The sequence below is a fragment of the Pontimicrobium sp. SW4 genome, assembly GCF_039954625.1.
Classification (GTDB): domain Bacteria; phylum Bacteroidota; class Bacteroidia; order Flavobacteriales; family Flavobacteriaceae; genus Pontimicrobium.
Genome location: NZ_CP157199.1, coordinates 1,671,487 through 1,685,645, shown reverse-complemented (window position 1 = coordinate 1,685,645; position 14,159 = coordinate 1,671,487). Strand labels below are relative to the sequence as shown.

The 14,159-nt window shown below is 33.8% G+C and carries 8 protein-coding genes; 2 read left to right on the top strand and 6 right to left on the bottom strand.

Annotation, left to right across the window (positions count from 1 at the left end; all coding sequences use genetic code 11):
- Positions 1-4: 4 nt before the first annotated feature.
- A complete protein-coding gene (locus tag ABGB03_RS07855) occupies positions 5-433 on the bottom strand; it encodes a hypothetical protein (protein ID WP_347926304.1) in 429 nt (142 codons plus the stop codon).
- Positions 434-499: 66 nt separating this feature from the next.
- Here ABGB03_RS07855 and pdxH point away from each other — a divergent pair, with 66 nt between their 5' ends.
- On the top strand, positions 500-1,150 hold the full coding sequence (pdxH, locus tag ABGB03_RS07850) for a pyridoxamine 5'-phosphate oxidase (RefSeq protein ID WP_347926397.1): 651 nt from the start codon (positions 500-502) through the stop codon (positions 1,148-1,150).
- Positions 1,151-1,210: 60 nt separating this feature from the next.
- On the opposite strand, the gene ABGB03_RS07845 is transcribed toward pdxH, so the two are convergent.
- The 4 genes from ABGB03_RS07845 to ABGB03_RS07830 all read right to left on the bottom strand — a co-directional run bounded on the left by ABGB03_RS07845 (position 1,211) and on the right by ABGB03_RS07830 (position 12,337).
- Entirely contained in the window at positions 1,211-1,705 is a 495-nt protein-coding gene (locus ABGB03_RS07845) for a CAP domain-containing protein (protein ID WP_347926303.1), read from the bottom strand.
- A gap of 412 nt (positions 1,706-2,117) precedes the next feature.
- Positions 2,118-4,034 (bottom strand): OmpA family protein, encoded by a 1,917-nt coding sequence (locus tag ABGB03_RS07840; RefSeq protein ID WP_347926301.1) that lies wholly within the window; start codon positions 4,032-4,034, stop codon positions 2,118-2,120.
- An 11-nt stretch (positions 4,035-4,045) separates the two neighbouring features.
- The gene (locus tag ABGB03_RS07835) at positions 4,046-4,966 is read right to left on the bottom strand and encodes a type IX secretion system membrane protein PorP/SprF (RefSeq protein ID WP_347926299.1); all 921 of its coding nucleotides are present in this window, start codon (positions 4,964-4,966) and stop codon (positions 4,046-4,048) included.
- A gap of 12 nt (positions 4,967-4,978) precedes the next feature.
- Positions 4,979-12,337: a gliding motility-associated C-terminal domain-containing protein gene (locus ABGB03_RS07830; RefSeq protein WP_347926297.1), complete on the bottom strand. Its 7,359-nt coding sequence runs from the start codon at positions 12,335-12,337 to the stop codon at positions 4,979-4,981.
- 401 nt (positions 12,338-12,738) lie between these two features.
- On the opposite strand from ABGB03_RS07830, the gene ABGB03_RS07825 reads away from it, so the two are divergent.
- Positions 12,739-13,224 carry a histidine phosphatase family protein gene (locus tag ABGB03_RS07825; RefSeq protein ID WP_347926295.1) on the top strand — a complete coding sequence of 162 codons (486 nt, stop codon included), beginning with the start codon at positions 12,739-12,741 and terminating at the stop codon, positions 13,222-13,224.
- Between the two features lie 13 nt (positions 13,225-13,237).
- Here the strand turns inward: ABGB03_RS07825 and ABGB03_RS07820 are convergent, their stop codons facing one another.
- Positions 13,238-14,158 carry a type IX secretion system membrane protein PorP/SprF gene (locus ABGB03_RS07820; protein WP_347926293.1) on the bottom strand — a complete coding sequence of 307 codons (921 nt, stop codon included), beginning with the start codon at positions 14,156-14,158 and terminating at the stop codon, positions 13,238-13,240.
- Between the last annotated feature and the right edge of the window lies 1 nt (position 14,159).

Below are 14,159 nucleotides of genomic sequence, written 5' to 3'. Positions count from 1 at the left end.
AATTTTAGTTTGCTTCTTCTTGAATTTTAAATTCTCTTAAATTCTCAATCCAAAATAAAGCTTCATCTAAATTATTACATCTCTTAATACTATTTTTAGATAGCCTTTTTTCTATTGAAGCGTTTATATAACTTATTCCATTATAAAAAATAATAGCACTAGCTATAATAAAATTATAATCATTGTTAAAATTAATCCACTGCCTTGAATCTATAGAGTAAGAATTTATGTTATTAAAAATATATCCAATTTTTAAGTTTTCTCCATAATGATCTACTAATAATATAATAAGATCTTCAATTTTAGATTTATCAATATGTACACCCTCAGCTATTTCGGCTATAACATAATTCTCATGCAAATAGAAGTCTCCAAATTTGAGTGATAATATCTTGTAATTTGAATTAAAATATTTTGAATTTTTAAATTGCATAATATTTGGTAGTGTTAAAGCTAAAGTTAAAAATATTTTTTAATATTGAATAAATTACTTTTAATAATGAGTGAAGCAGATTTAAGCAATTATAGAAAATCTTATGAAAAAGGAGAATTGCTAAAAAGTAATGTTCCTGAAAACCCAATAGAATTATTTCAAAAATGGTTTTATGAAGTTGATAATAATGATTCTATTGATGAAGCAAATGCTATGACCGTCTCTACAATAGGTTTGGATGGATACCCAAAGAGTAGAGTAGTGCTCTTAAAAAAATATACTTACGAAGGTTTTATTTTTTATACCAATTACAATAGCGAAAAAGGCAATGCGATTAAAGCAAACCCTAATGTGTGCTTATCTTTTTTTTGGCATGCAGCCGAAAGACAAATAATTATTAAAGGCAAAGCAGAACAGATTGTAGAAAATTTAAGTGATGGTTATTTTGAATCTCGTCCAAGAGGAAGTCAATTAGGAGCAGTGGTATCTAATCAAAGTGATGTTGTTAAAAATAGAGAAGAACTAGAACAAAAACTTCAAGATTTAGAAAAGGTTTATGAAGGGAAAGAAATACCAAGACCTAAATATTGGGGTGGGTTTATTGTAAAACCTGTTGAGATGGAATTTTGGCAAGGAAGAGCTAATAGATTACACGATAGAATTCGTTACAAGCTCCTGGAGGATTATAATTGGAAAATTGATAGATTAGCACCATAAAAAAAGAACCGTTATATAGCGGTTCTTTTTTTATGTTTGTACTTATGAGTTATTCTTAGCCTATTTTTTAATAAATATATTGGTAAAATACCATTTTCCGTCTGGATCTTTTTCTGCTGAAATATCAAAGTTAGTAAAATCACCTTCAATAATTTTTTTGTGACCTTCACTATTTAACCATGCATTAACTACAGATTGTGCTGAGCTATAACCATAGGCTACATTTTCTCCTACTTTACTTGCTCCAGGATTATTTTTTAAACTACTACTACGTTGGTAGAAATTATCATGAGACACTTCTTGTCTATCTCTCATATAGTCTGTGTGACTATAAGCTGTAGCTTTTATTTTGCTCATGTCGTTTAGAGCATTTAAACCAATTGTAATTCTATGATCGTTTATTAATTCTAGAATTTCAATTTCAATGGCTTTTGTTTGTGGAACATAATCTGCCGAAAGTGCATCAATTTTATCTTCTTCAATGGAATCTGTCGAGCAAGAAAACGACATTAAAGTTAACAGTGCCAAAGCTGGCAAAAACTTTGATAGTTTCATAAGTAGGTTATTAAGATTTGGGACTGTAAAATTAGCAGCCTTCTTAAAAAACACTGTTAAAGAAATGTTAAAATCGATTAAAAACACGTATTTCATCGAAATTACACTACAGATTATCGATGAAATACACTTTAATGGATGATTTTTTACTCTTTATCGAGATATATTAAGTTGTTGTTTGAAATTAGAGATATAAAAAGGAGAATTTATTGGTTTATTAATCTTGAAAAATGAAGAATATTTAAGGCCAATTTCATACTATAAACACTCTCGAGTTAATCCAATAAAAAAACCGCTCTAAAAGAGCGGTTTTTAATGTAATAAGTTATTATTAGAATTTACAACCAACCAATAGGTAAATACTATTCTTCTAACATAGAGTAGGGAAGATTATAACATTATTACTTTATAATTAGTTTTCACATTTTCCTTGTACAATAAGGAATTTAGATCTTCTATTTTTTTGATGTTTTTCTTTCGAGCATTTTACATCATTACTACACTCGTTTAGCAATTGAGTTTCTCCGTAACCAATGGCACTTTCAATACGCTCAGGTGCAATGTTTCTTGATAAAAGATAATCTCTTGTAGATTTTGCTCTTCTATCAGATAGTTTGATGTTGTAAGCATCTCTACCACGACTATCTGTATGAGATTCAATTTTAATTACCATTTCAGGATGGTCTCTCATAACACTAACAATGTTTTCAAGTTCATATTGAGCATCAGTTCTAATATTCCATTTATCAAAATCAAAGAATATAGGATTGATAACAATTTCAGAATCAAAACATAGTGGTATTAAATTAAGATCCACTTTATTTTCAAAGTTGTTTTCACTACCTGCTACAAAATGTTGTACATCATCTTTGTAGTTTGGTTTAGAGCCTCTAATACTATACTTTTGGTTACAATCAACCTCGTAAGTATAAGCGCCATCAGCAGCAGTTGTTACTGTTTGAATAATCACGCCTGCATCATTAATAATTTCTATTGATACTGCACTTAAAGGTTCTTGTGTTTTAGAATCACGAGCAATGCCAGTTACTGTTTGTTTACATTCGTAAGCTGCAAAACTGTATATGTCATCACTTCCTTTTCCACCTTCACGGTTAGAAGAGAAGTACCCAGTTTCGTTTTCAGTAATATAGAAAGCAAAATCATCGGCACCGCTATTGTATGGAGCTCCTAAATTTTTTGGCTTATTATTTCCTCCGTTTAAGACATCAGATTTGTAAATATCTAATAAACCTAGGTTTATATATCCATCAGAAGAAAAGTATAACGTATTATCTTTTGCTACAAAAGGAAACATTTCACGACCTTCGGTGTTAACGTTAGCTCCTAAATTTTCTGGATCTCCATAAGTACCATCTTCGTTAATGGAAACTTTAAAAATATCAGTTTGTCCAAAGCTGTCTTCAGTTTTTCTATCAGATACAAAATATAATGTTTTGTTATCAGGACTTAAAGCTGGGTGACCTGTTGAGAATACATCATCGTTAAATGGTAATTCTTCAATGTCAGACCAATTTCCATTATCTAAAGATGCTTTGTAAATCTTTAAATGTGTTGTTCCTTTTTTATCGTAGTCTAAACGATTGCGCTTATTGACGTTATCACGAGTAAAATAAATAGTTTTTCCGTCATTAGTAATAGCTACAGAAGCTTCATGATAATCTGTATTTACATTTTCAGCCATAATAAACCCAGGCTTCCCAAGTGTTTTTACACCATTATTATCTTTAACATCTACTTGATAGATATCTAAAAACGGTTCTTCATTCCAATCGTACAATTTATTACTTGTATTTCTACTAGAAGCAAAATATAAGTTGCCATTGTATTCAAAACTTCCAAAATCAGAATACTCTGTATTTATATCTAAGTTAGTTACTTCGATATATACTTTTTCCATTGATGATAGTTCATCATATATTTTTATGTCTCCTAAAATAAATTTAGTACGACTATCTTCATTTTGCCTGTCTTTGAAAGTTTTTAACCAATTTTCGGCTTCTTGATAGTTTCCTAAACTACGTTGCACTTGACTATACTTATAGATATACTCTGGATGAATATTTGAGTACTTATCTAAAGCTCTTTTGTACCAAGTTGCTGCTTTTGCTGCATTAGAGTTATTGTAATAACAATCACCCAAGCGTGTAAGTACGTGTTCGCTATCATCGCCATTAGCTACAGCTTCTTCATACAGTTCGCTAGCTCTAACGTAAGCAAAATTTTCAAAGAATTTATCAGCAAGCTTGCTTTGAGCATAGGTCAAAGAGCCACTTATTAACAATATTATGAGTAATACTTTTGTTTTCATAGTAGTATATTTTAGAAGTATCTTGGGGATTTAACACGTTTACTTTTAAACACTTCAAACATTAATAAAATTTCATGTGTTCCACTAGAGTAAGGTCTAATATCTGAAATAGGGTGCTCGTAAGCATATCCTAAACGTAATTGTTTAGACACCTGAAAATCAAATATTCCTCCAAAAGCTCCTGTAGATTCATTAATTCTATATGCAGCGCCTAACCAAACTTTTTCATTAAATAAGAAGTTAGCAGTTAAATCATAAGATAACGGTGAACCATTCGTGGCTTTAACCATAAATGCAGGTTTAAACTTTACTGTTTTGCTCATGTCAAATACATAACCACCAGTTAAGTAATAACTAACACGCTCTAAGGCTTTTACATTATTTTCACCATTTAAATCTGTAGTTAATATTCTAGGAGCAGATAAACCTAAATACCATTTGTTAGTGTGTAAAAACCCACCAATTCCTATATTAGGATTCCATCGATCCTCAATTCCATAAATTGCAGGATCTGTTGGGTATGCACTTCTTAATTCTTGGTCTATGCTATAAGAAGTAAACCCTCCTTTTAAACCAAGTGCTAACTTTGTTTTTTCACTAAGATTAAGCGTATAAGAGAAATCACCATATATATAGGTAAAGTTCTCGAATCCTAATTTATCATTGATAAATGATAATCCTAAACCTACCTTTTCATTTCTCATAGGAGAATGAATAGAAAAGGTTTGAGTGGTTGGTCCTCCATCTATTGCTGTCCATTGACTTCTATGAAGACCAACAAGACTTAGCGTTTCTCTACTTCCTGCATATGCAGGGTTTATTGAGATAGTATTATACATATATTGCGTAAACTGAGGTAATTGCTGGCTTAAAGCTGTATAAGAGCTAAGCAATACAATAGCAATAATGTTAAACTTAATAAACTTTTTCATGATAGGTTAAATTTATTTGGTTCCTACGTAAATTGGACCTGCATATGATGCTATCAATTTACCGTTTTCAATTAATTTTAATATATAGTAATATGTTCCTGTTGGCACTTTTCCAGAACTACCAATAGAGTTGTTATGAGATTCTCCACCCCAATCATTTTGATAGTCATTAGATTCGTATATTAAAGAACCCCAACGGTTAAATATTTGTAACTGCATAGTCACATCAAAACATTCAGAATTTGTATCTAATACTCCAATACTAAATGTATCATTCATATTATCACCATTAGCTGTAACTGCTTTTGGGATATCTCGGTCAGGATCGAATTCATCTAAACATGGTAGCACAATACAAGCATCATTTAAAGTAATAATTACTTCAGTTTCACTTGGACAGTCACTTTCTGTATCAGTATAAGTGAATCGATATTCGCCTAATTCTAATTCAAATGGGTTAAACAGGTTTCCATTTAATGTAGCATTACCTGAAGTCACTTCCCATGTTCCGTTAGTTCCATAATCTCCACTTAGTAAATCAAATAAATTATAGTCAAAATTATCACCAACACATAAATCTGTTGCTCCACCAGTAACACGTCCTTCTATTACCACATTTATAGTTTGAGTATAAATTGCTGTATTATCGCATTCGTCACTTACTGTCCATTCTCTGGTAATTATGTAGTTACTGCCGCTGCCATCATTAGTATCAGTTTCATTAAAAGTAACGTCCATTTGTGATGCACATGCATCTTCAAACTCTAATTCTGGAACTACTGGTATATCACCACAACTTACTGTAATATCAGATTCAAAATCAGTAGTCACAATTGGCGCAGTAGTATCTTGTACAGTAATGACTTGACTATACTCAGCAATATTTCCGCAAAGATCCATAGCTGTCCATGTACGTGTGAGTATATAATCTCCTCCACAAGAACCTTCAGTTCTTAATTCATTGAACTCAACTTTAATAAAGTTGCTGTCACAATTGTCAGTGGCAGTTAATACGGCAGCCGTAGGAATTGTTTCATCACATTCTACAGTTGCATCAGCAGGAAGAGCTTCAACAAACGTAGGAGCAGTTGTATCTTGAACAGTGATTGTTTGCGTATGAACAGTTTCTAGTCCACAAGCATCAGTAGCTGTCCAAGTTCTAACAAGTGTATAGTTAGACTCACAGTCACCATCGTTTCTAGTTTCATTAAATGTTACAGTGGCATCACCACAATTATCAGTTGCAGTTAATGTTTCAGCAGTTGGAACAGCATCACATTCTACAGTTGCATCAGCAGGAAGTGCTTCAACAAAAGTAGGCGCAGTTGTATCTTGAACAGTGATTGTTTGTGTATGAGTTGTTTCTAAACCACAAGCATCAGTAGCAGTCCAAGTTCTTTCTAAAATATAATTAGCATCACAACTACCATTAGTTCTTTGTTCGTCAAAAGTAACTGTAGCATCACCACAGTTATCAGTAGCAGTCAATACTTCTGCTGTTGGTACAGCATCACATTCTACAGTTATATCAGCAGGAAGTGCTTCAACAAAAGTAGGCGCAGTTGTATCTTGAACAGTGATTGTTTGTGTATGAGTTGTTTCTAAACCACAAGCATCAGTAGCCGTCCAAGTTCTAACAAGTGTATAGTTAGACTCACAGTCACCATCATTTCTAGTTTCATTAAATGTTACAGTAGCATCACCACAATTATCAGTTGCAGTTAATGTTTCAGCAGTTGGTACAGCATCACATTCTACAGTTGCATCAGCAGGAAGTGCTTCAACAAACGTAGGAGCAGTTGTATCTTGAACAGTGATTGTTTGCGTATGAACAGTTTCTAGCCCACAAGCATCAGTAGCCGTCCAAGTTCTAACAAGTGTATAGTTAGACTCACAGTCACCATCATTTCTAGTTTCATTAAATGTTACAGTAGCATCACCACAATTATCAGTTGCAGTTAATGTTTCAGCAGTTGGTACAGCATCACATTCTACAGTTGCATCAGCAGGAAGAGCTTCAACAAACGTAGGAGCAGTTGTATCTTGAACAGTGATTGTTTGCGTATGAACAGTTTCTAGTCCACAAGCATCAGTAGCCGTCCAAGTTCTAACAAGTGTATAGTTAGACTCACAGTCACCATCGTTTCTAGTTTCATTAAATGTTACAGTAGCATCACCACAATTATCAGTTGCAGTTAATGTTTCAGCAGTTGGAACAGCATCACATTCTACAGTTGCATCAGCAGGAAGTGCTTCAACAAACGTAGGAGCAGTTGTATCTTCAATAGTAAACGTTGCTGTTGTGCTGGTTGCATTTCCACAACTATCAGTAACGGTAAATATTACAGTTGCTGATCCAGTAGCACCACAGTCATCAGATAAAGCAGTAAAATTATTTGTCCAAGTAATAGAAGAACAGTCATCAGAAGCAGTAGCACCACCATTAGCATTTAGCCAATCTTGTAAAGCAGTATCATTTCCTAAGCCATCACATTGTACAGTAAGGTCTTCAGATTCAACATCAATTATTGGAGCAACAGTATCTGTAATTGTATAAGTAGCTGACGTAGTCGTTGAGTTACCACATTCATCAGTTGCAGTAAATATAACTTCTATTGGATTAGCACAATCTGAAGCTGTACCATTATAATTATTTGACCAAGTTATAGCACCACAATTATCAGTAGCAGAAGCACCACCATTAGAATCTAACCAAGCTTGTATAGCCCCACTATTACCAGAACCATCACATTCTACTATTATATCATCAGCTTCAACATCTATAGTTGGAGCAGTTGTGTCTTGTACAGTTATAGTTTGAGTATGAGTTGTTGTATTTCCAGCACAATCAGATACTATCCAAGTTCTAACTAATATATAATTAGAAGGACATGAACCGTCTGTAGTTTGCTCATTAAAAGATACTGTTACGTTAGTATCACAATTATCAGTAGCAGTTAATGTAGCTGCAGCAGGAACATTATCACATTCTACAGTTGTATCAGCAGGAAGTGCTTCCACAAACGTAGGCGCAGTATTATCCTCTACAGTTATAGTTTGCGTATGAGATGTTGTATTACCAGCACAATCACTAACAGACCATACACGAGTAATCGTGTATTCAGAAGGACATGCATCGGCATCACCATCTAAAGTTTCAGCGAAAGATACAGTTACGTTAGCATCACAATTATCAGTAGCAGTTAAAGTAACAGCAGTAGGAACGTTATCGCATTCTACAGTTGTATCAGCAGGAAGTGCTTCCACAAACGTAGGCGCAGTATTATCCTCTACAGTTATAGTTTGCGTATGAGATGTTGTATTACCAGCACAATCACTAACAGACCATACACGAGTAATCGTGTATTCAGAAGGACATGCATCGGCATCACCATCTAAAGTTTCAGCGAAAGATACAGTTACGTTAGCATCACAATTATCAGTAGCAGTTAAAGTAACAGCAGTAGGAACGTTATCGCATTCTACAGTTGTATCAGCAGGAAGTGCTTCCACAAACGTAGGCGCAGTATTATCCTCTACAGTTATAGTTTGCGTATGAGATGTTGTATTACCAGCACAATCACTAACAGACCATACACGAGTAATCGTGTATTCAGAAGGACATGCATCGGCATCACCATCTAAAGTTTCAGTGAAAGATACAGTTACGTTAGCATCACAATTATCAGTAGCAGTTAAAGTAACAGCAGTAGGAACGTTATCGCATTCTACAGTTACATCAGCAGGAAGTGCTTCAACAAACGTAGGCGCAGTTGTATCTTGAACAGTGATTGTTTGTGTATGAGTTGTTTCTAAACCACAAGCATCAGTAGCAGTCCAAGTTCTTTCTAAAGTATAATTAGCATCACAACTACCATTAGTTCTTTGTTCGTCAAAAGTAACTGTAGCATCACCACAGTTATCAGTAGCAGTCAATACTTCTGCTGTTGGTACAGCATCACATTCTACAGTTACATCAGCAGGAAGTGCTTCAACAAACGTAGGCGCAGTTGTATCTTGAACAGTGATTGTTTGCGTATGAACAGTTTCTAGCCCACAAGCATCAGTAGCCGTCCAAGTTCTAACAAGTGTATAGTTAGACTCACAGTGACCATCATTTCTAGTTTCATTAAATGTTACAGTAGCATCACCACAGTTATCAGTAGCAGTCAATACTTCTGCTGTTGGTACAGCATCACATTCTACAGTTATATCAGCAGGAAGAGCTTCAACAAACGTAGGCGCAGTAGTATCTTGAACAGTGATAGTTTGTATATGAGTTGTTTCTAAACCACATTCATCAGTAGCAGTCCAAGTTCTTTCTAAAGTATAATTAGCATCACAACTACCATTAGTTCTTTGTTCGTCAAAAGTAACAGTAGCGTCACCACAGTTATCAGTAGCAGTTAATACTTCTGCTGTTGGTACAGCATCACACTCTACAGTTATATCAGCAGGAAGTACTTCAACAAACGTAGGCGCAGTAGTATCTTGAACAGTGATTGTTTGTGTATGAGTTGTTTCTAAACCACATTCGTCAGTAGCCGTCCAAGTTCTTTCTAAAGTATAATTAGCATCACAACTACCATTAGTTCTTTGTTCGTCAAAAGTAACAGTAGCGTCACCACAGTTATCAGTAGCAGTTAATACTTCCGCTGTTGGTACAGCATCGCACTCTACAGTTATATCAGCAGGAAGTGCTTCAACAAACGTAGGCGCAGTAGTATCTTGAACAGTGATTGTTTGTGTATGAGTTGTTTCTAAACCACATTCATCAGTAGCCGTCCAAGTTCTTTCTAAAGTATAATTAGCATCACAACTACCATTAGTTCTTTGTTCGTCAAAAGTAACAGTAGCATCACCACAGTTATCAGTAGCAGTTAATACTTCCGCTGTTGGTACAGCATCGCACTCTACAGTTATATCAGCAGGAAGTGCTTCAACAAACGTAGGCGCAGTAGTATCTTGAACAGTGATTGTTTGTGTATGAGTTGTTTCTAAACCACATTCATCAGTAGCCGTCCAAGTTCTTTCTAAAGTATAATTAGCATCACAACTACCATTAGTTCTTTGTTCGTCAAAAGTAACAGTAGCATCACCACAGTTATCAGTAGCAGTTAATACTTCCGCTGTTGGTACAGCATCGCACTCTACAGTTATATCAGCAGGAAGAGCTTCAACAAACGTAGGCGCAGTAGTATCTTGAACAGTGATTGTTTGTGTATGAGTTGTTTCTAAACCACATTCATCAGTAGCCGTCCAAGTTCTTTCTAAAGTATAATTAGCATCACAACTACCATTAGTTCTTTGTTCGTCAAAAGTAACAGTAGCGTCACCACAGTTATCAGTAGCAGTTAATACTTCCGCTGTTGGTACAGCATCGCACTCTACAGTTATATCAGCAGGAAGTGCTTCAACAAACGTAGGCGCAGTAGTATCTTGTACAGTGATAGTTTGCTTGTGAACTATTGAGTTGCCACATTCATCTATTGCAGTCCAAGTTCTTTCTAAAGTATAATTAGCATCACAACTACCATTCGTTCTATCTTCTTTAAAAATAACACTAGCATTTGAGCAATTATCTGTAGCAGTTAAAGTCTCTGCAGTAGGAACAGCATCACATTCTACTGTAACGTCGCTAGGTAAAGCTTCATTAAAAGTAGGTGCAGTCGTATCTTCAATAATTATTGTTTGTACATCAGACGCAGTTTTTCCACATGTATCTGTGACTGTAAATGTTCTTTTTACTTCTGTTGAACAAGTATCACTAGAGATAATTTCGTCAATATAAGTAATAATATCAATTGCAATATCATCAGAAGCATTTCCTCCACCATCTAGAGCAGATTGTAGTTCACTTAAAGTAATTTCTTTTAGTGTTGCACTATAAGCTAAATCACTAATATCATTTTGATTACAACCTTCTTTAGTATAATCTTCAGGTGCTGTAATTATTGGATTTTCTTTATCTTGAATGTTTATAGTTGTACTAACCTCAGCTGTACAATTATTGGCATCCTTAATTGTAATAGTGTAATTTCCATCACCTAATCCAGTAAAAGTATCGCTATTTTGGTAGTTTAAGCCACCGTCTTTCGAATACATATATGGAGGTGTTCCATTTACACCAGAAGCTACAATTTCACCAGTTGTATCTCCAGCACAAAGCACATTTTCTTTAGATACTATTTCAGCACCTAAATCACATGTAAGTAAATTTAATTGAGCTACAGGAGATGCACAAACATCAGCACTATTATAATAAAATGCATAAAAAGTTCCTGGAGCAGTAACATTTGTGTTTAATAAATGATCTGTTAGTACTAAAGGATCAGGGTTAGTACTCCATACTAAAACAGAACCAGGAGGATTTGTTGAAGCAGCAGAAATATAATCGTTTAAATTAACTGTTTGAGATCCAGGTATTGTTACAGTTTTATTACTAGTAACAGTAGATACAAAAGTAGGAGGCGTAGCATATCCTTCTAAGCTTAATCTTAAACCATCAACTAATACTACCGATTTACCAGGGTCTTTTGTTTTATAAAATATAGTTACTTGGCCACTATTTGTTGTTTTAAAAGTAATACAAACTGTTTCCCAAAATGGGTCAATTTCTGTCCAACCACCTGGATTTTGAAATGGTCCAGTTGTAGCTGTCGATAATTGTGTTGGAAAATCTGAATTTGGATGTATATTTAAATCGTCATCACTGTACTGTAATTTATCCGAAATTACTGAGCCACCAGATTGTATACCAAATTCTAAATTTGGTATAAATTCTACAAAGCTTCCATCATTATTACTATAACGAGGTATCACAGCAATTTCAAAACAAACTGTATAGTTTGTGTTTGGTAATACATTTAGTGTTTGTCTAATATTCTCATTTTTATATGAAAAAATAGCAAAGCCTCCACCATCTGGGGATTGCTTTATAATTGCAGGTGTATCTTGATTAGCATTAGAATTAGAATAAGATATATATTGTCCTTCGGAATAATCTACCGTAGTCTTGTCGTCTTCCCAACATGAATAATTAAAATTTGCTGCATATGTACTACCATCTACTGCCGTTTTAAAACCACCCCAACTTGGGTCTGGAGAACCATCGCTTCCATTAAAAGATCCACAAGTAATAATATTACATGTTCCAACTAAGCTCGTAGAGCTAGCACTTGATCTAAGGTTCATTGCTTTTTGAGCATTATATTTTAAGGCTCTTTTCTTTAATAAGGTTTCAAATGCAGCCTGTTCTTTTACCGACTCGGTTCTTTTTGGCCAATCGGCAGATTCGCCACCTGTTTGCTGACCAAACATGGTTAACACATTGAAACAAATTAAAATTACTAATGTAGCAGTTGTTTTCATATCTAATAATGATTAACTAAAACTTTTCGCTAAGCGATTAAACTTTTATTGTTTGTTGATTAAAACCCAAATATTCATATACGATGTTACACGTAATGAACTAATTCGATTGTAATATGAGGGAAGTGCACTATAAAGCGCGAATGGATTAAAAATTTGAATTAGATTTGGGATCATTGTTCATTAATTTATACAACAAAAAAAATCATATACTGTATCGTTAACAAATATTAGTGCCATATAGCCCAAAAATTCGTTAAAAAGATACAGGTATACTACTTAGCGGTAAATATGGTATTTAGTCGATTGTACATTATTTATTAATTTTATAGAGCGAAAGTAATCGTTATAACCGAAGAAAACAACATTTTATCGATAAAAATTGCATTTAAACGATAATTATGAAAGAAATTATTTTTATTCGACATGCGAAATCATCATGGAATTATGATGTTAGTGATAGAGAAAGACCATTAAAAAAACGTGGAATCAATGACTCTCACTTAGTTTCTAACTCTTTTAAACAGTATGGTTTTATTCCTGATGCCATTTTTACTAGTCCAGCTAGGCGTGCAAGAAAAACCTGCAAAATATTTACAGAAAATTTGAATATTTCTGTTGATGACATAAAAGTTCAAGAAGATATTTATGATTTTGGAGGAAATATGCTAATTAGCTTTATAAAATCTTTAGATAAAGAATTAAATAGGGTTATGATTTTTGGACATAATCACGCTTTTACTTCAGTTGTTAATGTTTATGGTTCTAAGTATATTGATAACGTTCCAACGTCTGGGTTGGTTAAAATAGTATTTGATATTGATGATTGGAATGCAATTAAAAAAGGAGTTACAACGCTAACTATTTTCCCTAGAGATTTGAAGTAATGTTTGAGGTTGATTAAAACTTATTTTCGCAATCACATTTTGATCTTGGATAATCAAAGGAGTATATAATAAATATTTCATGGGAGCCAGAAGTGTAAGGGTTTATTGCATTGGTGATGAATTCATATGCATAGCCAAACTTAATGTTTTTATTTGCTTCTAGAGTTGCTAAACCACCTAAAGCATCTCCAACTCTATAGGCTAGCCCTAGCCATAACTTATCATTAATTAAAAAATTACCTGTTAAATCTACCGATACTGGTGCACCATTGGTGAATTTTAATAAAAAAGTGGGTTTAAATTTTAAATGAGGATTAAACTCTAGCATATATCCACCATTAAAATAGTAACTCACCCTTTCAATTGCAGCATACTCTATTTCTGTTCTATTATTATAACTCAAAATTCTAGGTGACGAAAAGGACATGAACCAATCATCGGAGCGATAATAAACACCTGCTCCAAAGTTAGGTTTCCATTTATTAAAAATTCTATCTAAATATTGATCGCCAAAAGAGTCAGGATCCATCAACAAATCTGGATCTAAGCCATATTTGCTAAATCCAGCTTTAAAACCAAAAGATAATCTATAATCTTTATTCATGTATACTGTATATGAAAGATCTGAATAGATATAAGTAGTACTTTCGTAACCTAGTTTATCATGTATAATTGATAAGCCAACACCTAAATTTGCTTCAGGAATAATCATATCTGCTGTCAAGGTTTGTGTTACAGGAGCTCCATCAATACCTACCCATTGATTTCTATTTAAAAATGCAACATTTAGTCTTTCTCTTGTACCTGCGTAAGCTGGATTAATAGAGATTGTATTATACATATATTGAGTAAATTGTGGCAACTGTTGCGCTTTACCTGTAAAGGGTAGTAGCAAAAAGATGAGTAATATGTAACTATTTTTTATATAATTCATT

Bases quoted from the DNA above. Each gene is read 5' to 3' on its own strand.
- ABGB03_RS07855 (WP_347926304.1), bottom strand. From the start codon at position 433: ATGCAATTTAAAAATTCAAAATATTTTAATTCAAATTACAAGATATTA.
- pdxH (WP_347926397.1), top strand. From the start codon at position 500: ATGAGTGAAGCAGATTTAAGCAATTATAGAAAATCTTATGAAAAAGGA.
- ABGB03_RS07845 (WP_347926303.1), bottom strand. From the start codon at position 1,705: ATGAAACTATCAAAGTTTTTGCCAGCTTTGGCACTGTTAACTTTAATG.
- ABGB03_RS07840 (WP_347926301.1), bottom strand. From the start codon at position 4,034: ATGAAAACAAAAGTATTACTCATAATATTGTTAATAAGTGGCTCTTTG.
- ABGB03_RS07835 (WP_347926299.1), bottom strand. From the start codon at position 4,966: ATGAAAAAGTTTATTAAGTTTAACATTATTGCTATTGTATTGCTTAGC.
- ABGB03_RS07830 (WP_347926297.1), bottom strand. From the start codon at position 12,337: ATGAAAACAACTGCTACATTAGTAATTTTAATTTGTTTCAATGTGTTA.
- ABGB03_RS07825 (WP_347926295.1), top strand. From the start codon at position 12,739: ATGAAAGAAATTATTTTTATTCGACATGCGAAATCATCATGGAATTAT.
- ABGB03_RS07820 (WP_347926293.1), bottom strand. From the start codon at position 14,158: ATGAATTATATAAAAAATAGTTACATATTACTCATCTTTTTGCTACTA.